This is a genomic window from Thioclava sp. 'Guangxiensis', from assembly GCF_045348365.1.
GTDB lineage: Bacteria > Pseudomonadota > Alphaproteobacteria > Rhodobacterales > Rhodobacteraceae > Thioclava > Thioclava kandeliae.
Map to the genome: position 1 here is coordinate 1,197,629 of NZ_CP155822.1, position 25,316 is coordinate 1,222,944.

General features: G+C 62.4%; 21 protein-coding genes and 2 tRNA genes. 10 read left to right on the forward strand and 13 right to left on the reverse strand.

Annotated features, from left to right (window positions below; translation table 11 throughout):
* Positions 1–42: 42 nt before the first annotated feature.
* The 9 genes from mutL to ABEB22_RS05990 form a co-directional block, all read right to left on the reverse strand.
* On the reverse strand, positions 43–1,995 hold the full coding sequence (gene mutL, locus ABEB22_RS05950; RefSeq protein ID WP_406871053.1) for a DNA mismatch repair endonuclease MutL: 1,953 nt from the start codon (positions 1,993–1,995) through the stop codon (positions 43–45).
* A gap of 86 nt (positions 1,996–2,081) precedes the next feature.
* The gene (locus ABEB22_RS05955; RefSeq protein ID WP_406871054.1) at positions 2,082–3,383 is read right to left on the reverse strand and encodes a M16 family metallopeptidase; all 1,302 of its coding nucleotides are present in this window, start codon (positions 3,381–3,383) and stop codon (positions 2,082–2,084) included.
* Entirely contained in the window at positions 3,380–4,720 is a 1,341-nt protein-coding gene (locus tag ABEB22_RS05960; RefSeq protein WP_406871055.1) for a M16 family metallopeptidase, read from the reverse strand. Before ABEB22_RS05960 ends, ABEB22_RS05955 begins: the two co-directional genes overlap by 4 nt.
* Positions 4,721–4,846: 126 nt before the next feature.
* Entirely contained in the window at positions 4,847–5,374 is a 528-nt protein-coding gene (locus ABEB22_RS05965; protein WP_339113804.1) for a DUF3035 domain-containing protein, read from the reverse strand.
* 52 nt (positions 5,375–5,426) lie between these two features.
* Positions 5,427–5,921, reverse strand: coding sequence for a signal peptidase II (gene lspA / locus ABEB22_RS05970; protein ID WP_350938391.1), 495 nt, complete (start codon positions 5,919–5,921; stop codon positions 5,427–5,429).
* A 92-nt stretch (positions 5,922–6,013) separates the two neighbouring features.
* The gene (locus ABEB22_RS05975; RefSeq protein ID WP_339113802.1) at positions 6,014–6,256 is read right to left on the reverse strand and encodes a hypothetical protein; all 243 of its coding nucleotides are present in this window, start codon (positions 6,254–6,256) and stop codon (positions 6,014–6,016) included.
* 61 nt (positions 6,257–6,317) lie between these two features.
* A complete protein-coding gene (gene purH / locus ABEB22_RS05980; protein WP_339113801.1) occupies positions 6,318–7,904 on the reverse strand; it encodes a bifunctional phosphoribosylaminoimidazolecarboxamide formyltransferase/IMP cyclohydrolase in 1,587 nt (528 codons plus the stop codon).
* A gap of 16 nt (positions 7,905–7,920) precedes the next feature.
* Positions 7,921–9,717, reverse strand: a complete 1,797-nt coding sequence (locus ABEB22_RS05985; RefSeq protein WP_350938387.1) for a heparinase II/III family protein — start codon at positions 9,715–9,717, stop codon at positions 7,921–7,923.
* 134 nt (positions 9,718–9,851) lie between these two features.
* On the reverse strand, positions 9,852–11,126 hold the full coding sequence (locus ABEB22_RS05990; protein WP_406871056.1) for an RsmB/NOP family class I SAM-dependent RNA methyltransferase: 1,275 nt from the start codon (positions 11,124–11,126) through the stop codon (positions 9,852–9,854).
* A gap of 84 nt (positions 11,127–11,210) precedes the next feature.
* Here ABEB22_RS05990 and ABEB22_RS05995 point away from each other — a divergent pair, with 84 nt between their 5' ends.
* From ABEB22_RS05995 to ABEB22_RS06005, 3 genes are all read left to right on the forward strand, one after another.
* Entirely contained in the window at positions 11,211–11,480 is a 270-nt protein-coding gene (locus ABEB22_RS05995; protein ID WP_406871057.1) for a DUF1674 domain-containing protein, read from the forward strand.
* A gap of 66 nt (positions 11,481–11,546) precedes the next feature.
* Positions 11,547–12,659, forward strand: coding sequence for a pyridoxal phosphate-dependent aminotransferase (locus tag ABEB22_RS06000; protein ID WP_339113798.1), 1,113 nt, complete (start codon positions 11,547–11,549; stop codon positions 12,657–12,659).
* A gap of 95 nt (positions 12,660–12,754) precedes the next feature.
* Positions 12,755–13,147, forward strand: a complete 393-nt coding sequence (locus tag ABEB22_RS06005; protein WP_339113797.1) for a DUF305 domain-containing protein — start codon at positions 12,755–12,757, stop codon at positions 13,145–13,147.
* Positions 13,148–13,152: 5 nt separating this feature from the next.
* On the opposite strand, the gene ABEB22_RS06010 is transcribed toward ABEB22_RS06005, so the two are convergent.
* Complete coding sequence (locus tag ABEB22_RS06010) at positions 13,153–14,358, reverse strand: aminotransferase class V-fold PLP-dependent enzyme (RefSeq protein WP_339113796.1); 1,206 nt, start codon at positions 14,356–14,358, stop codon at positions 13,153–13,155.
* A 185-nt stretch (positions 14,359–14,543) separates the two neighbouring features.
* Here ABEB22_RS06010 and ABEB22_RS06015 point away from each other — a divergent pair, with 185 nt between their 5' ends.
* From ABEB22_RS06015 to ABEB22_RS06040, 6 genes are all read left to right on the forward strand, one after another.
* A complete protein-coding gene (locus ABEB22_RS06015; protein ID WP_350938379.1) occupies positions 14,544–16,286 on the forward strand; it encodes an ABC transporter ATP-binding protein in 1,743 nt (580 codons plus the stop codon).
* A gap of 53 nt (positions 16,287–16,339) precedes the next feature.
* Positions 16,340–17,074 (forward strand): folate-binding protein, encoded by a 735-nt coding sequence (locus tag ABEB22_RS06020; RefSeq protein ID WP_350938377.1) that lies wholly within the window; start codon positions 16,340–16,342, stop codon positions 17,072–17,074.
* A 316-nt stretch (positions 17,075–17,390) separates the two neighbouring features.
* Positions 17,391–17,711, forward strand: coding sequence for a DUF6280 family protein (locus ABEB22_RS06025; RefSeq protein ID WP_339113793.1), 321 nt, complete (start codon positions 17,391–17,393; stop codon positions 17,709–17,711).
* 179 nt (positions 17,712–17,890) lie between these two features.
* On the forward strand, positions 17,891–18,883 hold the full coding sequence (locus ABEB22_RS06030) for a DMT family transporter (protein WP_339113792.1): 993 nt from the start codon (positions 17,891–17,893) through the stop codon (positions 18,881–18,883).
* Positions 18,884–18,953: 70 nt separating this feature from the next.
* Positions 18,954–19,030 (forward strand) — tRNA-Pro (locus ABEB22_RS06035).
* A 348-nt stretch (positions 19,031–19,378) separates the two neighbouring features.
* On the forward strand, positions 19,379–22,168 hold the full coding sequence (locus ABEB22_RS06040; RefSeq protein WP_350938372.1) for a bifunctional aconitate hydratase 2/2-methylisocitrate dehydratase: 2,790 nt from the start codon (positions 19,379–19,381) through the stop codon (positions 22,166–22,168).
* Between the two features lie 135 nt (positions 22,169–22,303).
* On the opposite strand, the gene ABEB22_RS06045 is transcribed toward ABEB22_RS06040, so the two are convergent.
* Positions 22,304–22,380, reverse strand: a tRNA-Arg gene (locus ABEB22_RS06045).
* A gap of 302 nt (positions 22,381–22,682) precedes the next feature.
* On the opposite strand from ABEB22_RS06045, the gene ABEB22_RS06050 reads away from it, so the two are divergent.
* On the forward strand, positions 22,683–23,720 hold the full coding sequence (locus tag ABEB22_RS06050) for a LacI family DNA-binding transcriptional regulator (protein ID WP_339113779.1): 1,038 nt from the start codon (positions 22,683–22,685) through the stop codon (positions 23,718–23,720).
* Here the strand turns inward: ABEB22_RS06050 and ABEB22_RS06055 are convergent, their stop codons facing one another.
* Together ABEB22_RS06055 and ABEB22_RS06060 are read right to left on the reverse strand one after the other, a co-directional pair.
* Positions 23,721–24,305 carry a hypothetical protein gene (locus tag ABEB22_RS06055; protein WP_406871058.1) on the reverse strand — a complete coding sequence of 195 codons (585 nt, stop codon included), beginning with the start codon at positions 24,303–24,305 and terminating at the stop codon, positions 23,721–23,723. It abuts the gene before it with no gap.
* Complete coding sequence (locus ABEB22_RS06060; protein ID WP_406871059.1) at positions 24,302–25,267, reverse strand: glycosyltransferase family 8 protein; 966 nt, start codon at positions 25,265–25,267, stop codon at positions 24,302–24,304. The genes ABEB22_RS06055 and ABEB22_RS06060 overlap by 4 nt, the downstream gene beginning before the upstream one ends.
* Positions 25,268–25,316 lie beyond the last annotated feature (49 nt).

Below are 25,316 nucleotides of genomic sequence, written 5' to 3' on the forward strand. Positions count from 1 at the left end.
AATGTTCCAAAGGCGGTGTCCGTTACACATAAAGGCCGGAGATCAGGTGCGGCCGAAAAGCCGCTCGATATCCGAAAGCTTCAACTCGACATAGGTGGGGCGGCCATGATTGCATTGACCGGAATGGGGCGTGGCCTCCATCTCGCGCAGGAGCGCGTTCATCTCCTCGGCGCGCATCTGACGCCCCGAGCGGATGGAGCCGTGACAGGCCATGCGCGACAGAACCGCCTCGATCTTGGCCTGCACCAGCTGGCTATCGCCCAGATCGGAAAGCTCATCCAGCACATCACGCAGCATCGCCTCGGCATTGATCTCGCCCAGAATCGCGGGGGTCTCGCGCACGGCAATGGCGCTGCCACCAAATTCCTCGATGCTCAGGCCCAGTTTGGACAAGGTATCGGCATGGTCCAGCAGAAGCGCCGCATCCCCTGCCGACAGCTCGACGATCTCGGGGATCAGGAGCGCCTGTGCGGGCACGCCGTTTTCGGCCATCTGGCGCTTGAGGCGCTCATAGACGAGCCGCTCATGGGCGGCATGCTGGTCTACGATCACCATCCCGCGCTCGGTTTGGGCCACGATGTAATTCTCGTGGAGCTGCGCACGCGCCGCGCCCAAGGGGCGGGCGGTCAGATCGGGGGCGGCGGGGGCAGTTTCAAACCGCGCCGACGGGGCGTCATAGGTAGGCTGCGCTTCGTGGAAGGCCGTGGTTTCCGCGAAGCCTTCCTGTGGGGGGGAGGGACAGGCTGGCGCAGGGTAGGCGGGCGCGGGACGGAAATCGGGCGCTTGGGCGGCATAGGCGGCGCGGGTCGCGCCCATGCTGGGCCGGTCCATCTGGTAGATGCGGGCAAAGGTCTGCTGCGCCGCCGGTTCTGGTCGTGCTTCGGGCCGGAAGGCCGCCAAAGTCGCATCGGCCACGGTGGTCGAGGCGCGATGCCCCGCCCCCCCCAGCGCCGCCCGCAGACCCGAAACGATCAGCCCGCGCACCACTTGGGATTCGCGAAAGCGCACCTCCGCCTTGGCAGGGTGCACGTTCACATCAACCCGCTCGGGATCACAGCTGATAAACAGCGCCGCCGCCGGATGCCGCTCGCGCGAGAGGAAATCCATATAGGCCGCGCGCAAGGCGCCGATCAGCATCTTGTCGCGCACGGGGCGGTTATTGACGAACAGGAACTGTTCCACCGCGGCACCACGCGAATATGTGGGCAGCGCCGCATAGCCCGTCAGCCGCACCCCCTCGCGCTCGGCGTCGATCGGGATCGCATTATCGGCAAATTCGCGGCCGATCACGCGGGCCAGCCGCATCCCCAGCGCATCGAACATCTCGCCCTGTTCGGCATCGAACCGGAAGATCTCGCGCTCGCGCTTGCCATCGGTTACATCGCGCAGGGTGAAGCTGATCTTGGGTTCGGCCATCGCCAGACGCTTCATCACATCCGAGATCGCCTGCGCCTCGGCACGGTCGGTGCGCATGAATTTCAGCCGCGCGGGGGTCGCGTAGAAGAGATCACGCAGCTCGACGACGGTGCCGCGGTTCAGTGCGGCCGGTTTCACGGCCCCGATCTGCCCGCCATTCACGGTGATGGTGGCCGCGTCAAACCCTTCGGCGCGCGAGGTGATGGTCAGCCGCCCGACCGATCCCAGCGAGGGCAGCGCCTCGCCACGGAAACCGAAGGTGTGGATGTTCAGCAGATCCGATCCGTCGATCTTGGAGGTGGCATGGCGCGAGAGCGCCAGCGGCAGATCCTCGGCAGTCATGCCACAGCCATTATCGGTGATGCGGATCATCGTCTTGCCGCCATCGGCATAAGCGACATCCACCCGCGTGGCGCCCGCATCGATGGCGTTCTCCACCAGTTCTTTCACGGCGGAGGACGGGCGCTCGACCACCTCGCCTGCCGCGATGCGGTTGGCGGCGGCGTCGTCAAGCTGCCGGATGACGGGGCGCATAGAATGCGTAACGGGGGGGTGCATATTGGGGGTGTCGAGCGTCATGCCACCAGACCTAGCATAAATGAAGCCCGTCCGAAACGGGTCCGGACGGGCTTTTCTGTGGATATCTGGCAAGCGGGTGTCGGGGCCTACTCGAGCCCTGTGGGTTTGCCCACAACCACGAATCGCAGATCATCGGCCTTCAACAGGCGCTTGGCGACACGGGCCACATCGTCCTTGGTCACCGCGTCGATCTTGGCATTGCGGGTGTTGATATAATCGGCGGGCATGTCAGAAAGCTGCATCCCCGCGAGAATCCCCGCGATCTGGCCATTCCCATCGAAGCGCAACGGGTAAGCGCCGGTCAGATAGGTCTTGGCATCGGTGAGTTCCTTATCGGTGATATCACCGGTGGCGGCCTTGGCCCATTGATCCTTCACCACCTTGATCGCCTCGGCGGTCTTGTCATTGGCCGAGGAGAACCCGCCCTGCCATGTCTTGGCCAGATCCTGATCGACGAGATAGGTGTAGATACCATAGGTCAGCCCGCGCTTCTCGCGCACCTCGTCCATCAGCCGCGAGGAGAACCCGCCCGCACCGAGGATCTGGTTGAGCACGAAGGCCGCGAAGAAATCGGGATCGTCCATACCGATACCCGCCTGACCGAAGACCACCACCGATTGCGGTGTGTCGAAATCGACGACTGTGGTGCCACCGGCCAGTGCGAGTTTGGCGGGGGCAGGCATATCGGCACCCGTGGCGGGCAGATCGCCCAGAAGATGGTCCAGCATCAGGCCCAGCTGGGCGGCGGTGATATCGCCAACAGCCGAAACCACCATGCGGTCTTTCGCCATCACGCGGGCTTTCGCGTCGAACATATCCTCGCGGGTCAGTGCCGCCACGCTATCGGCCGTGCCGTTGATCGAGCTGCCATAGGGATGGTCGCCAAACGCCTCATGGGCGAAGGTCTTGGAGGCGAGAGCGTTCGGATCCTGCGCGTTGGAGGCGATGATGGCCTGCACCTGACCGCGCACACGATCCACCGCCGACTGGTCGAAGCGCGGATTGATCAACGCCTGCCGCAGCAGATCCACCGCCTGATCGCGGTTCTCGCTGAGCATCCGCGCACTGATGGTCAGCGTGTCATCGCCCACATCAAAACCGAAATTGGCCGCCAGCCCCTCTTCGGCGGCGGCAAAATCCTGCGCCGACATATCGCCCGCGCCCTCTTCGAGCGTGGCGGTCATCAGATTGATCTCGCCGCGTTTGTTGGGCGCATCGAGGCTCGCGCCGCCCTTGAAACTGATGCGCAGCGCGGTGAAGGGGATGTCATGCGCCTCGACGAGCCATGCCTTGATGCCGCCCTCCGAGGTCACCTGCTGGATGTCGAGCGCACGGGCAGGCACCGAAAGGGTCAGCGCGAAAAGACCTGCAAGCAAAAGCCGGATCATTGTTGGGGTGCCTCCGATGCCGCAGGTTTGTCGAGATAGCCGGTCACGGCGTTGCGCTTCACGAGCACGTCCTTGGCCGCTGTCATGACATCCTCGGGGGTGACAGCCTCCAGCACGTCAGGCCAGTCCTGCACATCCTCGATCGAGAAGCCCTGCGCGAGCGCGGAACCGTAGCGTTGGGCCATGCCCTGAACGTCATCCTCGGCATAGATCTCGCTGGCATGGATCTGGGTCTTGATCCGCTGGAACTGGTCAGGATCGATCCCGTTGGCCATGAACTCTGCCAGCGCCTTGTCGAGCGCGGCTTCCGCTTCAGGCAGTGTGACATCGGCGGCAGGCACGACCGATAGGCCGAAGGTCGTCTTGTCCACAGACAGCCCGTTATACCACGCATTGACGAAGATCGCCTCGCCGGTGCCGAAGATCAGCTTGCGTCCCAGCACGGAGGTCTGCGAATTGCCGCCCAGGAGATCGGCCAAGACGGTCAGGGCCGCGGCTTCCTTCTGGTCGCCCGGATTGCGTTCGGGGGCCAGATAACTGCGCGTGAGCGAGGGTTGGGCCACACGCGGATCGCGGAAGTCGATCTTGCGCTCGGCCAGCTGGGTGGGCTCTTGCGGGCGCACACGCGGCGGCAGATCCGGATTGGCGGGGATCGGGCCGTAATATTTCTCGGCCAACGTCTTCACCTCCTCGGGAGTGACATCGCCCGCCACTACCAGAACGGCGTTATTGGGCGCGTAATAGCGGTGATACCATGCCAGCGCATCCTCACGGGTCAGCCCTTCCATCTCGGCACGCCAGCCGATGATCGGGGTGCCATAGGGCGAGTTCTGGTATTGCGCGGCATTCACCTGTTCCGAGAATAGCGCCTGCGGATTGCTATCGGTGCGCTGCGAGCGTTCCTCGAGGATCACCTGACGTTCGGTCTTCCAGTCATCGGGCGAGATCTGCAGATGCTGCATGCGGTCCGCTTCCATCTTCATCACCAACTCCAGCCGGTCGGAGGCGATGCGTTGGTAATAGGCGGTGTAATCATCGCTGGTGAAGGCGTTATCCGAGCCGCCATTGGCGGAGACGGTCTTCGATAGTTCGCCCGGCGCCATTGTGTCGGTGCCTTTGAACATCAGATGTTCGAGATAATGCGCAATCCCCGATTTTCCGGCCATCTCATCGGCAGCGCCCACCTTGTACCAGACCATCTGGACAACGGCAGGGGCGCGGTGATCCTCGATCACTACGGTCTGTAACCCGTTCTCCAGAGTGAAAGAACTGACCTCGGCCGAGACAGCGGGAAAAGCTGTCAGGGCAAAGGCAGCAGCAAGCCATGCGCGCACCATCGGGACCTCAAACGTTTTGCGCTACATTGTAGACAGAACCGTTCCGTCGCAAGCGGATTGACGGTGAGTTGATGGATAACTCACCCGAATAACGCAGAAATTACGATATTTGCAGCGTGGACGTCGCTATTGCGCGGCCTGAGCCGTTCCCGAAGGTGGTGCCGAAGGCGTTGCAACATTCAGGCGACGCCAGCGTTCCAGCTCGGTTTCCTGATTGAGGGCCATCGGCGCATAAGCTTTGTAATACAGGGTCTTGCCGGTAATGCGGTCCAGAAGGCGGCCACGGTGATCCTTGCGGTAGTCCAGATCGGCGGCGGCCAGTTCCTGACGGATCGACGGATCTGTGCCTTTGCGTGCCGCATAGCTGACAAGCGCACCATCGGAGTTGCCACGCGCATTCGGATTGCCGCCAAGAGCCGCGATCGCATCGGCTTCGGGTGTGGGGTCAACCAGATTGGACCCGCCCGGCGTGGGCGGCGGCAGGGTATTGAGATCCGTGGGCATCTGGAGCGCTTTGGTCGGCACAATGGCAAACTCGTCCGGCCCGGGCCGGTTGGTGCGCAGGTTCATCAGTTCGGGGACAGTCGAGCTGCCACAGGCGCTCAACAGAAGAAGCCCCGAAAGGGCGATCCCGAGATTTGATGCTGCCGACATTGGCCACTCCCTCATCGATACTGCCTCGTCATAACCTAAACTCCAGCGGGCGTCACGCCCCTTTGGCCGGTCCTTTTTTTCCGCGCGGATCATTGCCCGTGAAAAGGGCGAGCCCCACCGCCCCGACGAAAATCGCGATATCGGCGACATTGAAAGAAAACGGGTTCTGCCAGCCGGGCAGGGAGGTGTTGATGAAATCGGCCACCGCGCCATAGGCGATACGGTCGATGACATTTCCCAGCGCGCCTCCGATAAGCAACCCCGCCGAGACCTGCACCAGCGGACGCTGCGGCTTGCGCGCGATCCAGATGCCGACCCATGCGGCAATCACCAGCGCCAGCGCGATCAGGATTAGGCGGGTATAATCGGTATCGCCCGAAAACAGACCGAAATTCACGCCCCTATTCCAAGCCATGCGGAAATTCAGGAAGGGCGGCAGCACGTCGATGGCCAGTCGCTGGTCGAGCTGCATCAGATGCACCACGATATATTTCGATGCCTGATCCAGAACCAGAATAACAAAGGCCCAAAGAGCTGCCAGACGCATAGGTGATCCCTTTTCCAATTACCCCCCCTATGCCCTGAAAGCGGGGATGGGGCAAGGCACCCCGCGGGGCGATGGCGTTTTGGTGATGAGGATCAACCCTCTTCGGGGGGAGCGTCCTTGGGGGCACTGCGTTTGAACAGCACCACGCTCAGCCCGATGCCCAGGACGCACAGGACAAGCGGCGCGATCATGAAGAGGACCGAGAGCGCCAAGGCGGTTTCATGCGTGCAGGTGGTATTGGCGCAGGTCAGGCTGACCAGCAGCGGCGCGAAGACGAGACTGATGAGCCCCATGAGGGCGCTGATCACAAGGAGGATGATGGCGAAAGCGCGCATGGCGGATCGTCTTTTTGGAAGTGGAAACGGGCGGGCCGCGATGGCCCGCCCGAATGCAGGTTCAGTGGCGGAAGTGGCGCATGCCGGTGAAGACCATCGCCAGACCGCGCTCGTTGGCGGCGTCGATGACCTCCTGGTCACGCATCGAGCCACCCGGCTGGATGATCGCGGTGGCGCCGGCCTCTGCCGCGGTGATGAGACCATCCGCGAAGGGGAAGAACGCATCCGAGGCGACAACCGAGCCGATGGTCGGGGTCTTGTCGAAGCCGCAGGCCTCCATCATGTCCTCGGCTTTGCGCGCGGCGATGCGGGTGCTGTCCACGCGGCTCATCTGGCCTGCGCCCACGCCCACGGTCGCGCCGTCCTTGACATAGATGATCGCGTTCGACTTGACGTGTTTCGCGACTTTCCATGCAAACAGAAGGTCTTGCAGTTCCTGCTCCGACGGCTTGCGCTCGGTCACGACCTTCAGATCGTCGAGCGTGATGATGCCATTGTCCTTGTCCTGCACCAGAAGGCCACCGGCCACCTGACGGTAGGTGGTGATCGGCGCATAGACATCCGGCAGGCCGCCGGTTTCCAGAAGGCGCACGTTCTTTTTCTTGGCGATGACCTCTTTGGCCGCGTCATCGACCTTCGGTGCGATGATGACCTCGGAGAAGATCTTGGTGATCTCTTCGGCGGTCTCGGCATCGAGCGTCTGGTTCAGCGCGATGATGCCACCGAAGGCCGAGGTGCGGTCGCAATCGAACGCGCGTTTATAGGCTTCGATTACCGTTTCGCCTGTGGCCACGCCACAGGGGTTTGCGTGTTTGATGATCGCAACGGCCGGTTTTTCGGTGCCGAATTCCGAGACCAGCTCGAAGGCCGCATCGGTGTCGTTGATGTTGTTATAGGACAGTTCCTTGCCCTGCAGCTGCTTGGCCGTGGCCACACCCGGACGGTTCGAGCCATCGAGGTAGAAGGCCGCCTGCTGGTGCGGGTTCTCGCCATAGCGCAGGGTCTGCGCGATGGTGCCAGCGAAGGCGCGACGACGCGGGGTGGTCTCGCCAATGGCGCCGGCCATCCATGTGCTGACCGCCGCATCATAGGCCGCGGTGCGGGCATAGGCGATCTGCGCCAGTTTCTGACGGAAGGGCAGGGTGGTCGCGCCGTCATTCTCGTCCAGTTCTTTCAGGACCGCATCGTAATCTTCCACATCGACCACGGTCGCCACGAACCCGTGGTTCTTGGCCGCCGCACGGATCATCGCCGGACCGCCGATATCGATATTCTCGATGCAGTCGTCATACTCCGCGCCTTTGGCAACGGTCGCCTCGAACGGGTAGAGGTTCACCACCAGAAGGTCGATATTCAGGATATCGTGTTCCTTCATCGCGGCGAGATGCTCGTCATTGTCGCGCAGCGCCAGAAGGCCGCCATGGACCTTGGGGTGCAGCGTCTTGACGCGGCCATCCATCATCTCCGGAAAACCGGTGACTTCGGAGACATCGCGCACCGACATGCCTGCTTCGCGCAGAGCCTTGGCGGTGCCGCCGGTGGAGAGGAGCTCGACGCCGCGGGCGGACAGCGCGCGGGCAAAATCGATCAGGCCGGTCTTGTCGGAGACCGAGATAAGGGCACGGGTGAGCGGAACGGAACGGGTCACGGGCAGCTTCCTTGGATCAGGTGTCGGAATCGTCGCGATCCGCACCAGATTGCAGGTCGCGTATGCCCGCCGACCTATCCTGTGCCTTCGTGAAGGTCCAGCTAATCTGACATTTTTCGTCCAAAAGACGGCCTGAAAGCACGATCTGCTGCGTCGCGCGGGGCCTCAGCCGCCCTTTTTCAAGAAAAACGGAGGGCTCGAGCGCCAGTTCGAGCTGTTCGTCGTGGCGGAATACCCAGATTTCGCCCGATTTCAGCACGACGGAAACCGCATGACCGCCCATATCCAGCGTGGCATCCGCATCTGGATGCAGGTGGAAGCGGATCTGGTAGGGGATGCCGTGCAGCCCCTCGCGCTCGAGAATGGTCAGCAGGCGCTTTTGCCCCTGCGGTGTGGCCGAGCTGAGCGAGTCGAGCCCCTCGAGCAATTTGCCATCGGTCGAGAGCGAGAGCCTGCGCAGATGGGTCAGCCCGTGGGTAGGGCTATAGCCGTCATGGCCTGCGGTCCAGCTCTGGCCGCTATCCTCGTCGCGCACCGCCCAGACCAGTTCGGGCGTCTCTTCCAGCCAGTGATGCGGGCTGCGCCCGAAGCTGCGCTCGGGGCCAAGCCGCGAGGAGGAATACTCCACAAGCGCCAGTGTCGAATGGCTGGGGGTCGCCCGCCCCGCACGGTGCCAGTCGCGTCCGAACTGCGCCCCCGAGCCGCAATTGACGATGATGGGCCTGCGCCGCGAGGTCAGCTCGAAGGCCAGTGTCGAGGCATGGGCATCACTGGAGGCGGGGCCCTTGGGCGGCTTGTCGGCATCCATGATCAGCGTCGTGCCGCCGCCATGCAGGCGCGCAAATCCCATTGCGAGGTTGCCGGTCGGCCCCTGTCGCAGGCCGGTTTCCACAAGGGTCTGGTCGATCCGGTCGGGCAGACCCGCCTCGCCGCCATGGAAGCGCGCCAGCCCGCCATCGGCATGGCGCAGCGCGCGCAGGGTGGGGGTGATCCGCTCGATGGCCGACAGATGGGGGGCGGAGGGGGTGCCGCCGGTCGTCTCGATCGCGGCCTTCGCCCAGTTGAGCAGCGTCAGCACCTCCAGCAGCTCTTCGGGGTTGCGCGTGGCGATCCCGCCTTCGATGTCGATCTGGGTGGCGCATTCAGCAGCCAGCCCTGCAAGCGCCTGCGCACTATGGCCCTGCATGCCGGTCAGCGAGAGCGAGGCATAGATCAGTCCCGTCAGTGCCTCAAAACGCGGTAATCCGGGAGGTGCGGCTTTCCAGCGCTTGGCCAGATAGGTCGTCTGCGCGCCCAGAGCGGCAAAGAACGCATCGGCCTTGGGTTTGTCCTGCGCATGAAGGATCATCAGCGCGTTATTGATCCAGCGGATGACGCGGCGGCCAGTGAGGTCGGGTTGCCAGCCCGCGCCGGTGCCACGGCCATAGCGGTCGATCCAGCCAAAGACCCAGTCCTGCGCCCGTGCGCGTGCGGTGCGATCGCCCACGGCGGCCAGATCATCCAGCCAGCCGAAGCCGTGCAGCTCTTCCTCGAAGGCCGGATCGGGCATGGCCAGATCCCATGGGCTGCGGTCGCGCCCCTCGATCAGGAACCCTGCCAGCAGGAAATTCCCGCCGATCAGCTGGCGTCCGCGTGCGAGCGAGCCGATGGTGCGGGGCTCGGGCTGCGAGGTGAAGCCGGTGGCCGCCGCTCCGCGCGCGGCGCGACGTGCGGCCAGCGCGTTCAGCGTCTGCCCGAGGCGCGCCCGTTTCTGCCCGCGCGGAACGGAAGAGGAGGATGGCTTTGTGCGGGGACGGGAAGTGCTCTTGGCCAAGGTGCTGTCGCTCGATCTGGATTGGCTGAATATGGCGCCGTTCGGAGGCAATATGCGCGAGTATGCGCCGCGCGGCACGCTGTGCCAAGAGTATCACGCCCGCCTGACGCCGGAGGTGGGCGTGATGATGCCTGTTATTGCGGCCGCCGCCGGAGGGTGGCAATGTAGAACCCGTCCATCCCGCCCTTGTCGGCCCAGTAATCGGGACGCAGGCGCAACCCGCCTTCCTCGGTGATCCATGCGGGGTCAATGCCGTCGATGGTCACGGGCACCACCTCCCAGTCGGGATGGCGTTCCAGCGCGCGGCGGATCTGGGTCTCGCCCTCTTCGGGCAGAAGCGAGCAGGTCACGTAGGTCAGGCGGCCTTCTGGCGCGAGCCAGCCCATCGCCCGTTCGAGGATCTCTTCCTGCAGCGCGAAAAGCCCCTTGATCGAGGTGCTGTCCTTGATGGCGGGAAGCTCAGGATGGCGGCGGATGGTGCCGGTGGCCGAGCATGGGGCATCAAGCAGGATCGCATCGAAGGGCGCCTCGGGCTCCCAGCCCAGCGCATCGGCGGCGATCACGGTGGCCGTCAGTTTGCACCGCTCGAGGTTCTCGTGCAGGCGCTGCAACCGGCGTTCGGACAGATCGAGCGCGGTTACCTCCGCCCCCATTGCCGCAAGCTGCATGGTCTTACCGCCCGGCGCTGCGCACAAATCGAGAACGCGCATCCCTGCGCTGGGCGCGAGAGCCTTGGCGGCGAGAGAGGCGGCTGCATCCTGCACCCACCAGTCCCCTTCCGCAAAGCCGGGCAGGTCGCGGATCTGGCCGGGCTGATGCAGACGCACCGAGCCCGTGGGCAGGACCTCGCCCTCCAGCCGCTCGGCCCAGTCGGCGGGGTTTTCCTTCACGGAGATATCCACAGGGGCGGGGCGCTGATGGGCCTCTTCCATCTTCTGCACCGCGACCTTGCCATAGGACGACATGAGCCGCCCGCGCAGCCAGCCCGGCAGCTGGCCATAGGGCAGGGTCTCCCAGCGTGCTGTATCCTCGGCCACCTTGCGCAGCACTGCGTTTACCAGCCCCGCGAAGCTGTCGGTGCGCTTGCCGCCCGATTTGCACAGCGTGACGGCCGCATCGACCACTCCATGCGCGGCGCCCCCTTCGGCACAGAGTTCCACCGTTGCCAGACGTAAGAGCGCCATGATGTCGGGGGTGGGCTTGCGGCGCAGGAAGGGCTTGAGCATCTTGTCGGCCCGTTCCATGTGGCGCAGGGTCGAGGTGGCGAGCCTTTGGGCGCGGGCTTTCTCGCCGGGGCTGAGCCCATCGAGCGCGTTCATCGCGATCTGGTCGGCCAGCGACAGATGGTCTTCTAATACACCAACAATCAGGCCAAGGGCCGCGCGACGGGCAGGATCGGGTTTTGCCATGGCTGGCCTCCGGCTTGTGAGGATCGATTTCGCGGCCTATATCAGATGCGTCCCTAAGACAACTCTCATGACAGGAGGTGCCCCATGACAGACGACGTCACTCCGCCCACCGCGCCCAAGCCCGATCTGCCGCCCACGACCCCGCCGATGCCGGAACCGGATATGCCCACCCCGCCGCCGCCCATGCCCCAGCCCGACCTGCCGCCCGCCGCGCAGCGTGCGCTGGCCGAGGCCGAAGAGCGCCGGCGTCTGGCCAAGGGCGAGGCGCTGCCGACCGAACTGGGTGGGCGCGACGGTCCCGAACCCGTGCGGTATGGCGATTGGGAGAAGAAGGGGATCGCGGTCGATTTCTGATCCGGTTCCGATGTGGCACGTCCGGCGGGGCTTGCGCTTGCCCGCCAAACTGCTAGCCATTTGTGCATGACACATCCTCGCTATACCCGCATCGTCTCTTCCCTGCCTGCCTCGGTGCCTTTTGTGGGCCCCGAAACGCTTGAACGCGAGCGTGGCGCACCCTTTGCCGCCCGTCTTGGCGCGAATGAGAATGGCTTCGGCCCGTCTCCGCGGGCGATTGCGGCAATGGCCGCAGAGGCAGGCGAGGTCTGGAAATATGGCGATAGCACCAGCCTCGAGCTGCGTCAGGCGCTGGCCGCCCATCATGACCGCCCCGAGACCACCATTGTGGTGGGCGAGGGTGTGGACGGGCTTCTGGGCAGCCTCGTGCGGCTGATCATCGAGGCGGGCGATGCCGTGGTGACCTCGGCGGGCGCTTATCCGACGTTCAATTTCCATGTCGAAGGCTTTGGCGGTGTGCTGCATAAAGTGCCCTACAAGGACGATCACGAAGACCCGCAGGCGCTGGTTGCCAAGGCGCGTGAGGTGGGCGCGAAGCTCATCTACATCGCCAATCCCGATAATCCGATGGGCACATGGAATACGGGTGCCGCCATCGAGGCGATGATCGAAGAGATCCCCGAGGGCTGCCTTCTGGTGCTCGACGAGGCCTATATCGAGATGGCCCCCGATGAGGCCGTCCCGCAGGTCGCGGTTGAAGATCTGCGGGTGATCCGTATGCGGACATTCTCCAAACATTACGGGCTGGCAGGCGCGCGGATCGGTTATGCGATGGGCGCAGAGCCGCTGATCGCGCAATTCGAGAAGATCCGCAATCATTTCGGCGTGAACCGGATCGCCCAGGCGGGTGCCTTGGCGGCGCTGAATGACACCACATGGTCGGCCTTCATGAAACGCCTGATCGGTGGCGCGCGGGACCGGATTGCGGAGATCGCCGCCCTGAACGGGCTGGTCGCGCTGCCGTCGGCCACCAATTTCGTGGCCATTGATTGCGGGCGCGACGGGGCCTATGCCCGTGCGGTGCTTGCAGAATTGGCCAAGGCCGATGTGTTCGTGCGGATGCCGGGTGTGGCGCCTCAGGATCGCTGTATCCGCATTTCCTGCGGGCCGGATGCCGAGCTGGATCTGCTGGCCAAGGCTCTTCCCGGCGCGCTGGAGCGGGCGGCATCGGCGCTGTAACACGGGCTTTACGTCACGACGCTCTCGCCGAGCAGTGATTTGTGCCGGCGCGGGTTCGGGCCCACATTCGGATGAACCGAGAAGGGAGATCCGAAATGAGCCGTATCCACACAGTCGCGCTCCTGAGCCCCTTGGCCTTTGCCTTGTCCTTCGGGGCCTATGCCGGGGACGCAACCTATCCACAGATCTCGCAGGCGGCGATGGCCACGGCTGACGCCTCGCCTGCGACAGCCGCCTTCCAGCAGGCGCGTGCCCGCATGGTGCGCAACCAGCCGCAAGGGTTTAGTGGGAATGTCGATCTGGATTTCGTCCGCCAGATGATCCCGCAGAAGAAAAGCGAGATCGCGATGGCCGAGGTCGTGCGCGACTATGGCGAGGATCCCGCCGTGCGCCAGCGAGCGGGGCAGATGATCAAGGACCAGCAGGCCGATCTGGCATGGCTGCAGAGCTGGATGGCGGCCAATAGCCGCCAAGCCGAGAACAAATAAGCCGCTTACCGGCTATGGCGGGCGATGACCGCCGCCGCCGCTGCCACACCGCCTGTCCCGTGCGGAATATCGAGGGCCTGTAGCCCTGCTTCCATCGAGGCGATCACCCCCAGCACCATATGCGTGTTCACATGGCCCATATGAGCGACCCGCAGGAAGCTGTCGATCTCGGGCGTGCCTGGCTCTGCCATGCCAAGCCCGATCCCCAAGGTCACACCGGCCTCATTCTCCAGCCATTTGCGCAGGCGTTGGGCATTGCCTCCGCCGAAGCGCGCCGCCGTCACCGAATGGCTGCGCAGGGACGGGTCCGCCACGTTGAGCGCGATATCATGCCCGCCTGCCGACCACGCGTCGAACGCCGCCCAGAGCGCTTCCGACAGGGCCGCATGCCGCGCCCAGACGTTTTCCAGCCCTTCCTCGGCGATCATATCGAGGCTCTCGCGCAGCCCGAACATATGGTGGGTTGGCGAGGTGCCCCCGAAATACTCGTAGACGAATTTCGGGAAGAGGCGCGGTGTCCAGTCCCAGTAGGGAGTGCGCAGATCCGCCGATTTTCCCGCCTCGACCGCTTTGTCGGAGGCGAAGAGGAAGCCGAGACCGGGCGGGACCATCAGCCCCTTCTGGCTGGCGGAGATCATGATATCCACGCCCCAGTCATCCATGCGGAATTCGTCGCAGGCAAGCGAGGCGATGCAGTCCACGGCCAGAAGGGCGGGATGGCCTGCCGCATCGATCGCCGCGCGCATCGCGGGGATGTCGTTGCGGATCGAGGTGGCGGTATCCATATGGGTGACGAAGACGGCCTTGATCTTGTGATCCGTATCGGCACGCAGCGCGGCTTCGAGCTGGCCTGCATCGGCGGGCGCCTTCAGGCCGAAATCCAGCACCTCGACATTGATTCCCATCCGGCGCGCATAATCGGCCCAGCCATGGCCGAACCGGCCTGTCGCCATCACCAGTGCCGTATCCCCGCGCGAGAAGAGATTGGTATTTACCGCTTCCCACAGCCCGTGGCCGTTCGAGATATAGATCCCGCAATGGTATTGGGTCAGCGCGACCTTCTTGAGATCACGCACAAGATCTGCGGCCAGCACCTCGATCTCGCCCTCGTAGATATTGGGGGCAGCCCGGTGCATGGCGCGCAGGACGCGGTCGGGCATGGCGGAGGGGCCGGGAATGGCAAGGTAGGTGCGGCCGTTTGCAAGGCTCATCGGGTGTCTCCCTTTTGTTGGCCTATCGGTAGGAAACCGATCCGGCGGGGTCAATCCGTGCGAATGTGAGCATACAAAACTCCGATCGCTTGCGGTGCAAAACTGCCTAATAGGGAGGCGAACTTGCAGGACCCCCGAGCACTGGGGTAGAACCGCGCCACAAAGCCTCTCGCGCAGGAGCCCAAATGGCCAAGCCCAATATCTATACATCGCGCCATATGGTTGGCCGGATCTGGCGTGAATATCTGCGCTCCCATACGGGCTGGATGGCGATCGCGCTGGTTCTGATGGTCATCGAAGGCTCGACTCTGGGTGCGCTCAGTTGGCTGTTGCAGCCTCTCTTCGACAAGGTGTTCTCCGGCGAACAGCCCGGCCTGATCTACTGGGCGGGGGGCGCGGTCTTCGCGCTTTTCCTCGTGCGGGCTGTTACCTCGATCGCCTCGAAGACGATCATGACCAAGATCTCGCAATCCACCTCCACCGCGATGCAGGTCGATCTGGTGGCGCATGTTCTGCGGCTCGACCAGTCCTTCTATCAGGTCAATCCGCCCGGTGCGCTGATCGAGCGTATCCAAGGCGATACACGGGCGGTGCAGGACATCTGGAAGGCCTTCATCACCGGCGCGGGGCGCGATGCGATCTCGCTTGTCGGGCTCATGGTTGTTGCGCTCAATGTGGATGTGGTGTGGACGCTGGTCGCGATGGTGGGCTTCCCGCTGCTGGTCGCGCCCGCGGTGATGGCGCAGCGCTATGTGCGGCGTAAATCCATGCAGATGCGTGACAGTTCGAGCCAGCGTGCAACGCGGCTGGACGAGATGTTCCACGGGATCAATGCGGTAAAGCTGAACCGGATCGAGGACCAGCAGACGGGACGGTTCCGCGAGTTGGTGAACCTGATCATGGGCCAGCAGATCAAGATGGCCGCCATCAAGGCGCTGATCCCCGCAATGGTGGATATCGTGACGGGGCTGGGGTTCTTCGCCGTGCTGGTGGTGGCGGGGCATGGCATCTTGTCGGGTCAACGGACCGTGGGCGAGTTCATGTCGTTTTTCACCGCGATGACGCTGACCTTCCAGCCGATCCGCCGTCTGGCGGCGGGGACCGGCGCATGGCAAACGGCGGCGGCGAGCCTCGAGCGGGTCTATACCCTGTTTGACCTACAGCCTCATGTGGCCACGCCGACGGCACCCGAACCCATGCCCGAGGCGCTGGATATGGTGCTGGACGATGTGACCCTGTCCTATGGGACGACGCAGGTGCTGCACGGGCTGAGCTTTACCGCGAAAGAGGGGCAGACCACGGCGCTTGTGGGGCCATCGGGGGCGGGCAAGAGCACCGTCTTCGCGCTCCTTACGCGGCTTCTGGACGCGGATGGCGGCACGATCAAACTGGGCGGCGCCGATATCCGCCGGCTGGATCTGGGCGAGTTGCGGCAGATGTTTTCAACGGTGGCGCAGGATGCGGCGCTCTTTGACGAGACGATCCGCGAGAATGTGGTTCTGGGACAGGATGTGCCCGCAGCCCGTCTGCAGCAGGCTCTGGACGGGGCCTATGTGACCGAATTCACTCGCGATCTGCCCGATGGAATTGACACGCATGCCGGGCCGCGCGGCTCGGCGCTGTCGGGTGGGCAGCGGCAGCGGGTGGCGATCGCGCGTGCGATCTTGCGTGATGCGCCGATCCTTCTGTTGGACGAGGCGACATCGGCGCTCGATACCGCGTCCGAGAAACGGGTGTCCGAGGCGCTGGACCGGCTGTCGGTGGGGCGCACCACACTGGTGATCGCGCACAGGCTCTCGACGGTGCGGAATGCCGACAAGATCGTCGTGATCCGTGAGGGGCGCGTCGAGGATGAGGGCACCCATGACGAGCTTCTGGCGCGGGGCGGCACCTATGCCGAGCTTTGCGCCATGCAGCTGGTCGAGTGAGAACATGGACGCAGGCGCCCCGCGCGCCTATATCGGGCACAAAGGAGAGCATCATGAGCCAGCGTAGTATCTACAAGATCAGTGGTCCCGAGCGCGAACATTTCCTGCAAGGTCTGGTCAGCAATGACGTCTCCCGCCTGAAAGACGGGGCGGTCTATGCGGCACTCCTGTCGCCGCAGGGCAAATATCTGGCCGATTTCCTATTGGTGCCATGGGATGATGCGATCCTGCTGGATATCGATGCCAGCATCGCGCCCGCCACGATGCGCCGCCTTGCGATGTATAAGCTGCGCGCGAAGGCAGAGATCGAGGAAACGGAGCTGAAGGTCTATCGCGGCACCTCCGCGCCAGCGCCCGAGGGAGCGGTCATGGATCCGCGTCATCCCGCGCTTGGCTGGCGTCTCTATGGCGAGGCCGAGGGGGATGATGGCAGCGATTTCGACGCGATCCGTGTCGCGCATTGCATCCCCGAGACAGGGATCGAGCTGACGCCCGATACCTTTATCCTCGAGGCTGGTTTCGAGCGCCTGCATGGCGTCGATTTCCGCAAGGGGTGCTATGTGGGGCAGGAGGTCACTGCGCGGATGAAGCACAAGACCGAGTTGCGTAAGGGGCTGGTCTGTGTGGAGGTGACCGGCGCGGCTGCACCGGGCACCGAGATCCGCGCGGGGGAGAAGCCTGCAGGCATACTTTTCACACAGGCGGGCGGCAAGGGAATCGCCTATCTGCGCTTTGATCGCGCGGGCGAGGCGATGCAGGCGGGCGATGCGGTGGTCCGATATTCCTGAAACGGGACTATCTGGCCGGAGCAGGACCGGAATCCCCAGAAATATCACCCTCACTTATCTGTGAGATGGGGGCGTTGTGTTCGGGGCACAGGTGAAAGTTAAATGGTTAACGCCTGCCCTAATGTGACCATACTTATCAAAACTACTAGATGTTGTGTCGCGTAGCTAAAATTCTACACTATTCATACGGGCGAATTCAAGGTATTCGCTTTATGCATGTCAGGTATGATTTGAAGGGCATATCGAATCGTATGCTAAGCGGCCTACATGACCGTCACGCCCGGAAACGCAAGAGCAATAATACAAGGACGGAATAATGCGCGATTTCGTGGATGGCTCCGCATTCAACTATGAACAAGGTCAACGCGCACGGAAGCTGTTTGCTGCCGTCGTTCTGGCGGCTCTGGATGATGCGATTGCCGACGACAAGAAATACGGAAACGGCCCTGAGCAGATCGCTCGTTGGGCACGCTCGCGCGATGGCCGCGAGGTTCTGTCCTGTGCCGGTATCGACCCAAATGAGCGGGTTGTTGGCGGCCTGATGGAATTTGTTTCCAAAGGTATTCGCACCTCGGTGGCGCTGTCGCGCGAGGAAAGCGAACGCCGTATGGCAGCGGAAGAAGCCGAAGCTGCATGATCTGCGGGCCGGTCAGCCGGCCCATCGATCCTACCCCAAAAGACCCCGGCGGTTCAGACGCCGGGGTCTTTTGTCTTTCCGTGGGCCCAATCTGCTTAAAACGCCACGGATCGCGATTTGACGCTTGAAACGTGCCCGAGGCCCGCTAGCCTGTCCCTGAGGAACACGAGGGGGGTGGAATGTCGGAAAAATCCAATCTGAAAGGCGCGCTATACGGTCTTCTGGCCATGGCGATCTATGCGTCGCATGATGCGATTGTGAAGGGGCTGGGCGGGAAGTTTTCGGCCATTCAGATCGTCTTCGTCGCCGCCCTTCTGAGTTTTCCGATCATTTCCTTCATCATGCTTTCGGACAAGAAGGCGGGGCACTTGCGCCCGCTCTATCCGGGCTGGGTTGTTCTGCGCTCCGTCTGCATGATCGTCGCGGGTGTGGCGGCCTTCTATGCCTTCTCCACTCTGCCATTGGCGCAGGTCTACCCGATCCTCTTTGCCACACCGCTTCTGGTGACGATCCTGTCGATCCCGATGCTGGGCGAGACGGTGCGTCTGCGCCGCTGGGCGGCCATCGGGGTGGGGCTTCTGGGGGTGCTCATTGTGGTGCGCCCCGGACAGTCGGATCTGGAGCTGGGGCATCTGGCGGCGGTCGTGGCCTCCTTCTGCACGGCCATGGCCTCGGTCATCGTGCGCAAAGTGGGCTCGGAAGAGCGGTCTATCGTGCTGCTCATCTATCCGATGATGGGCAATTTCCTCGCGATGGGCGCGGCCCTTCCCTTCGTCTATGTGCCGATGGAGATTAGCGAATTCGCCCTGATGGGCCTGATCGCCCTCTTCGGGCTGATCGCGAGCTTCATTACCATTCTCGCCTATCGCGAGGGCGAGGCGGTCATTGTGGCTCCCATGCAATATAGCCAGATCATCTGGGCTGTTATCTTCGGTTATCTCTTCTTCGGCGAGGGCGTGGATGCTGCAACGATCATCGGGGCGGGCGTCGTCATTGCCTCGGGCGTCTATATGGTGCTGCGCGAGAAGTCCTCGGGCACTTCCGAGAACAAGCCGATCACCAATACCCGTCACCGCCTCGAGATGCCCTACGCGCCGCGCTCCTCGCTCTTCGGGCGTATCCTGAAACGGTCCTCCATCCCGCTGACGGAGCGCTCCGCGCGGGTGCGTTAAACAAAATGGGTTCCGGGCACGATTTCCTCTTGATCTTGCTTGGGCGGAGCGATACATCCCCGCCCACGGTCGGAGCGTAGCGCAGCCTGGTAGCGCACCTGCTTCGGGAGCAGGGGGTCGGAGGTTCGAATCCTCTCGCTCCGACCATTTTCCCGAATATCCATCAGTTGTTGGCGTCTTCCTGAGCTATGTCACGTCCGCATGGGCACTTGGATATTTTACGCCTCGGGCCGGCTGTCAGCGCCCGCTTTTCGGGCGTCGGCCGGATTGGCTTTCCGCTTCCTTTTATCTTGATTCAGATTGCGCAGGCATTGCGCTAGGATGGCTTGCAGAAAAACTGTAAACCTCTTCAGGATAGTGTGTGGCGTAGCAACTGCCACCTTGTAACTCAAACTTGCTTGGTATACATCGGCATACTAAAGGCTTGTGGCGAATCGGCAGGTGTTTAGCGGCCAGCGTTCAAGCGTGAAACGATAGCGACATCTAGGGACCGTCATGAGCTTGTACACAGACTACCTAACCGAGATCGAAACCCGTAAAGGCGAAGGCCTGCACCCCAAGCCCATCGACGATGGTGCGCTGGTGGCGGAGCTGATCGAGCAGATCAAGGACGAGGGCAACGCCTACCGCGAAGACTCGCTGAAGTTCTTCATCTACAACACCTTGCCGGGCACAACGCCGGCTGCGGGTGTGAAGGCGAAGTTCCTCAAGGAAATCATTCTGGGCGAGGCCAAAGTCGCCGAGATTACCCCCGATTTCGCTTTCGAGCTACTGTCGCACATGAAGGGCGGCCCGTCGATGGAAGTGCTGCTGGATCTGGCGCTTGGCGCGGATGCCGACATTGCCGCCAAAGCGGGCGAGGTCCTGAAGACGCAGGTCTTCCTCTATGATGCCGATATGGCGCGGCTGGCCGATGCCTATAAGGCGGGTAACACCGTCGCCAAGGATGTTCTGGAAAGCTATGCCAAAGCCGAGTTTTTCACCAAGCTCCCCGATATCGAGGAAGAAGTGAAGCTCGTCACCTATATCGCCGCCGAAGGCGATATTTCGACGGACCTTCTGTCGCCGGGCAATCAGGCGCATTCGCGCTCGGACCGCGAGCTGCACGGCAAGTGCATGATCTCGGAGACCGCGCAGAAGGAGATCGAGGCGCTCAAGCTTCAGCACCCCGACAAGCGCGTCATGCTGATCGCGGAAAAGGGCACCATGGGTGTGGGCTCCTCGCGTATGTCGGGCGTCAACAACGTGGCGCTGTGGACCGGTAAGCCGACCTCGCCCTACGTTCCCTTCGTGAACTACGCGCCGGTTGTTGCCGGCACCAACGGCATCTCGCCGATCTTCCTGACCACCGTTGGCGTGACCGGCGGGATCGGCCTCGACCTGAAGAACTGGGTCAAGAAAACCGACGCCGATGGCAAGCCGGTTCTGAACAACGAGGGCAACCCCGTTCTGGAACAGAAATACTCGGTCGCCACCGGCACTGTTCTGAAAATCGATACCAAGGCCAAAAAGCTGCTGAGCGAGGATGGCGAAGAGCTGGTGGATGTGTCCTCCGCCTTCACCGCGCCGAAGGTCGAGTTCATGAAGGCGGGCAGCTCCTATGCTGTGGTCTTCGGTAAGAAGCTGCAGACGTTTGCGGCAGAAACGCTGGGCGTCGAGGCCGCGCCGGTCTTCGCGCCTTCGAAAGAAGTCTCGATCGAGGGGCAGGGCCTGACGGCTGTGGAAAAAATCTTTAACGCCAATGCCGTGGGTGTGGAAAAGGGCAAGACCCTGCATGCCGGTTCGGATGTGCGCGTGAAGGTTAATATCGTTGGTTCGCAAGACACCACCGGCCTGATGACCGCGCAGGAACTGGAATCGATGGCCGCGACCGTAATCTCGCCGGTTGTGGATGGCGCCTATCAGTCCGGCTGCCACACTGCGTCTGTCTGGGATAAAAAAGCGCAAGCCAACATTCCGAAGCTCATGTCCTTCATGAACAACTTCGGCGTTGTCACCGCGCGTGACCCCAAAGGCGAATACCACGCCATGACCGACGTTATCCATAAAGTGCTGAACGACATCACCGTCAGCGACTGGGATATCATCGTCGGCGGCGACAGCCACACCCGTATGTCCAAAGGCGTGGCCTTTGGGGCGGATTCGGGCACTGTGGCGCTGGCGCTGGCCACCGGCGAAGCCACCATGCCGATCCCTGAATCGGTCAAGGTGACCTTCAAGGGCCAGATGAAGGATTACATGGACTTCCGCGATGTGGTGCACGCCACCCAGGCGCAGATGCTCCAGCAATTCGGCGATAACGTCTTCCAAGGCCGCATCATCGAAGTGCATATCGGCACGCTGCTGGCCGACCAGGCCTTCACCTTCACCGACTGGACGGCGGAGATGAAGGCGAAAGCCTCGATCTGTATCTCCAACGATGACGTGCTGATCGGCTCGCTGGAACTGGCGAAATCGCGTATCCAGGTCATGATCAACAAGGGCATGGATAACGAGGCCAAGACCCTGCAAGGTCTGATCGACAAGGCCGATAAGCGTATCGCCGAGATCCAGTCGGGCGCGAAGCCGGCCCTGAAACCCGACGCCAATGCGAAATATTTCGCGGAAGTCGTCGTGGATCTGGACCTGATCGACGAGCCGATGATCGCCGACCCCGATGTGAATAACGCCGATGTCTCGCGCCGCTACACCCACGACACTATCCGTCCGGTCTCCTATTACGGTGCCGAGAAAAAGGTCGATCTGGGCTTTGTCGGCTCGTGCATGGTGCATAAGGGCGATATGAAGATCGTGGCGCAGATGCTCAAGAACCTCGAGAAGGAAAAGGGCAAGGTCGAGTTCAATGCCCCTCTCGTGGTGGCCGCACCGACCTATAACATCATCGACGAGCTGAAAGCCGAAGGTGACTGGGATATCTTGCAGAAATATTCGGGCTTCGAGTTCGACGATCTCTTCCCGAAAGCCGAAGCGCGCAAGGAATACGAGAACATCATGTATCTCGAGCGCCCCGGCTGTAACCTCTGCATGGGCAACCAGGAGAAAGCCGCGAAAGGTGATACTGTTCTGGCTACCTCGACCCGCCTGTTCCAGGGTCGTGTCGTGGAAGACAGCGCCGAGAAGAAGGGCGAGTCGCTTCTGGCATCGACCCCTGTCGTGGTTCTGTCGGCAATCCTTGGCCGCACGCCCACCCTCGACGAATACAAGAAAGCCGTCGAAGGTATCGACCTGACCAAATTCGCGCCGCCGCTGGAAAAACCGGCCGATGCGAAATCGGTCCATTTCTAAGGCCGGACCTGCGGGAACGGATTGTGTGAAAGGGCGGAGCTACGGCTCCGCCCTTTTTACATGCGCGATCAATAGCCATCGTAAGGCGATCGCGGTGAAGCGGTGTGATGGGATGAGTGTGAGGAAGAGGGAAGTTGGTGACCCCGACAGGATTTGAACCTGTAACCTGCCCCTTAGGAGGGGGCTGCTCTATCCAGTTGAGCCACGGGGCCCCGATTGTTCTGAGGCAGGGACTTGATGCCCTGAAACAGGTGCCGGTTTCAAGCCTATTTCCACGGCGGTCTTCGCAGGATGTGCTGAACAGGTAGGGGAAAAATGAAAAGAGGAAGCGAATTGGCCCACCGCTTCCTCTTTGCTTCAGCATACCCGCGATCGGAGTCTACACGCGGTTTTGCCTATATCAGTCAGGGCTTTTGGAGTCTTCGCCCTTCCTGTTATCGCTAACATAGCGCGGCTGTTGCCCTTGCGCAAGACAAATATTTGGCGCTAACAAGAATAAACAGCTTTTGAGGACATGCCCGTGACCAGAACGCCCAACGATACGCGACGCCCGCTGACCCTGCGCGATGTGTCCGAAGCCTCCGGCGTGTCCGAGATGACGGTCAGCCGTGTGCTGCGCAATCGTGGCGATGTCTCGGCCAGCACGCGGGCGCGGGTTCTGGAGGCGGCCAAGAGCCTTGGCTATGTGCCCAACAAGATCGCGGGGGCGCTTGCCTCGCAGCGGGTCAATCTTGTGGGGGTGATCATCCCGTCCCTCGGCAATCTCGTTTTCCCCGAGGTGCTTGCGGGGATTTCCGACGGGCTCGAGGGCAGCGGCCTGCAACCTGTTGTGGGCGTGACCGATTATTCGCCCGAGAAAGAGGAAAGCGTTCTTTACGAGATGCTGTCTTGGCGCCCGTCAGGTGTGATCATCGCGGGGCTCGAGCATAGCGAGGCGGCACAGGCGATGCTGGAAAACGCCGGCATTCCGGTGGTCGAGATCATGGATGCCGATGGCGAGGGCGTTGATTCCGTTGTGGGGATCTCGCATCGCCGCGCAGGGCTGCAGATGGCCGAGGCGATCGTTGCGGCAGGCTACAAGAAGATCGGCTTCCTTGGCTCCAAGATGCCCGAGGACCACCGCGCACGGAAGCGTTTCGAAGGCTTCAAGGAAGGGCTCGCCGCGGTGGGGCTCACGATCTCGGATGAGGAATTCTATGGCGGTGGCTCGGCGCTCGCCAAGGGGCGCGAGATGACCCAGGCCATCCTGACACGCTCGCCCGATCTCGATTTCCTCTATTACTCGAACGACATGATCGGGGCAGGCGGCATGCTCTGGTGCCTTGATAACGGCTATGACGTGCCGGGTCAAATCGGGATGGCGGGGTTCAACGGGTTGCGTCTTCTTGATGGATTCTCGCGCCGTCTGGCGACGATGGATTCCTGCCGCCGCGAGATCGGGCTGAAGGCGGCCGAGATCATTGCCGGCGTGCCACATAGCGGGATGATCGGCGGCGAGAAAATCGTGCTGGAGCCGGTGCTGCAGCCCGGCGATACGATCCGCAAAGCCTGATTAGAACGCCTCGAGCAGGCTGTTATGGCGCGCGACAAACGCCTCGCGCGTCTCGCGCGGCGGGCGTAGCTGGAGCCGGAGCTGTTCTGCCAGCGCGGGTTTGACCTTGCCGAAGATCTTGTCGGCCTCTTCCGTGGAAAAGCCGGCAATCCGCTCTGCCTCGAGCCGTGCCGAGACGATATCGGCCCGCTTGATCTGGCGCTTGAGCTGCTGGCTGATCTGCGCGGGCAGGCCGAAGCGCAGATGGATCGCCGCTGTCAGCCGAGCATCAAGGATGCCGTAATCCTGCCCTATTGCCGCTTTCACCGGCGAAATCATATCGCCCAGCACATATTCGGGCGCATCATGCAGAAGGGCGGCGAGCCGCTCTCTGGGCGGTGCCTTGGGATAGAGAAGTCCGAAGATCTCCTCGACGAGGATGGAATGCTCGGCCACCGAATAGGCCCAGTCCCCCATGGTTTGCCCGTTCCAGCGCGCCACGAAGGACAGCCCGTGGGCAATATCCTCGATCTCGATATCCACAGGTGTCGGGTCCAAGAGATCCAGCCTGCGCCCCGAGAGCATCCTTTGCCATGCGCGTTTCATTTGATCACCGTCAGATCGGTGGGGAAGCGGGCAAGATAGCGGGCGATCGCCTTCGAGGAGAGAAGATGCTTGATCAGCATCTTGCGCATGCGCGCACCATCAGGGGGCAGCTGCGCCTCGGGGATGTGGCAATCGCCATGCTCGGGGAAATGGGTGCGGATGAAGCGGCTGTAATGCTGGCGGAAGCGGGGCGGGAATTGCCCGTCCTTGTCCTTCCACGGTTTGGAATTTCCGATGAAATGGATGACATTCGGCCCCTGCACATCGCAGAAGAACCGCGCCGCCCAGCTATATTGCCAGTTCCAGAACGGGCTGAGTTCGGCCCAGTTGCCCTGTAGCACCGAATTATAAAGGTTCTGGTCGTGGCGGATCATCCGCGGGGCTTCGCGGCGCCCCAGATCCAGACAGGCCTCCAGAAGCCCGCTCGCGATATAGTTGGCCACATCCATCAATAGGACACCGGCGTTGAAATAGGGCGCAGCCGGCAGGCCGAGCCGCTTGAACTGGGTCGCGCGGCGACCCGGGCTGCGCCACTGGATATTGTCGCGCACGGCCCCCAGAGGCCGGTCGCCCAGATCGGTCGCCATCAGCGCCGAGAAATCCCCGCCCTGCACATAGATATCGGAATCCATATAGAGGATGCGGTCATAGTCGTCGGCCAGCGCCTGCGGCAGTGCGAGGCGCAGATAGACGTCATGGCTTTTGCCCGCGTCCAGCCGGAGTCCCTCGAACATCGTGCCGATATCGACCTTCAGCAAACGGATGCCCAAATGTGCAAGGCTCTCGGGGATGGTGACGGGACGCTCGTTGAAGGCGATGCAGATATCGAAATCATGGGTCGGCGTCGAGTTCAGGATCTGCTCTGCCGCGAGCGCCGCGTAAGGCAGATAGCCATTGTCACAGCAGAAGATGATGGCTTTGCGATGGGTTGCGGGCCGGTTGGCGTTTACCTTTATTGTCACTATTTTCTCCCGCAGGCCCTATGACGTTAACGTCACTTAACCCATTTGA

What these genes read in the sequence shown, in the direction of transcription:
- ABEB22_RS06010 (WP_339113796.1), bottom strand. Translation starts at nt 14,358, where the DNA reads ATGAGCCTTGCAAACGGCCGCACCTACCTTGCCATTCCCGGCCCCTCC.
- ABEB22_RS06015 (WP_350938379.1), top strand. Translation starts at nt 14,544, where the DNA reads ATGGCCAAGCCCAATATCTATACATCGCGCCATATGGTTGGCCGGATC.
- mutL (WP_406871053.1), bottom strand. Translation starts at nt 1,995, where the DNA reads ATGACGCTCGACACCCCCAATATGCACCCCCCCGTTACGCATTCTATG.
- ABEB22_RS06040 (WP_350938372.1), top strand. Translation starts at nt 19,379, where the DNA reads ATGAGCTTGTACACAGACTACCTAACCGAGATCGAAACCCGTAAAGGC.
- lspA (WP_350938391.1), bottom strand. Translation starts at nt 5,921, where the DNA reads ATGCGTCTGGCAGCTCTTTGGGCCTTTGTTATTCTGGTTCTGGATCAG.
- ABEB22_RS05965 (WP_339113804.1), bottom strand. Translation starts at nt 5,374, where the DNA reads ATGTCGGCAGCATCAAATCTCGGGATCGCCCTTTCGGGGCTTCTTCTG.
- ABEB22_RS05990 (WP_406871056.1), bottom strand. Translation starts at nt 11,126, where the DNA reads ATGGCAAAACCCGATCCTGCCCGTCGCGCGGCCCTTGGCCTGATTGTT.
- ABEB22_RS05960 (WP_406871055.1), bottom strand. Translation starts at nt 4,720, where the DNA reads ATGGTGCGCGCATGGCTTGCTGCTGCCTTTGCCCTGACAGCTTTTCCC.
- ABEB22_RS06050 (WP_339113779.1), top strand. Translation starts at nt 22,683, where the DNA reads ATGCCCGTGACCAGAACGCCCAACGATACGCGACGCCCGCTGACCCTG.
- ABEB22_RS05975 (WP_339113802.1), bottom strand. Translation starts at nt 6,256, where the DNA reads ATGCGCGCTTTCGCCATCATCCTCCTTGTGATCAGCGCCCTCATGGGG.
- ABEB22_RS05995 (WP_406871057.1), top strand. Translation starts at nt 11,211, where the DNA reads ATGACAGACGACGTCACTCCGCCCACCGCGCCCAAGCCCGATCTGCCG.
- ABEB22_RS06005 (WP_339113797.1), top strand. Translation starts at nt 12,755, where the DNA reads ATGAGCCGTATCCACACAGTCGCGCTCCTGAGCCCCTTGGCCTTTGCC.
- ABEB22_RS06025 (WP_339113793.1), top strand. Translation starts at nt 17,391, where the DNA reads ATGCGCGATTTCGTGGATGGCTCCGCATTCAACTATGAACAAGGTCAA.
- ABEB22_RS06000 (WP_339113798.1), top strand. Translation starts at nt 11,547, where the DNA reads ATGACACATCCTCGCTATACCCGCATCGTCTCTTCCCTGCCTGCCTCG.
- ABEB22_RS06055 (WP_406871058.1), bottom strand. Translation starts at nt 24,305, where the DNA reads ATGAAACGCGCATGGCAAAGGATGCTCTCGGGGCGCAGGCTGGATCTC.
- ABEB22_RS06030 (WP_339113792.1), top strand. Translation starts at nt 17,891, where the DNA reads ATGTCGGAAAAATCCAATCTGAAAGGCGCGCTATACGGTCTTCTGGCC.
- ABEB22_RS06020 (WP_350938377.1), top strand. Translation starts at nt 16,340, where the DNA reads ATGAGCCAGCGTAGTATCTACAAGATCAGTGGTCCCGAGCGCGAACAT.
- ABEB22_RS05955 (WP_406871054.1), bottom strand. Translation starts at nt 3,383, where the DNA reads ATGATCCGGCTTTTGCTTGCAGGTCTTTTCGCGCTGACCCTTTCGGTG.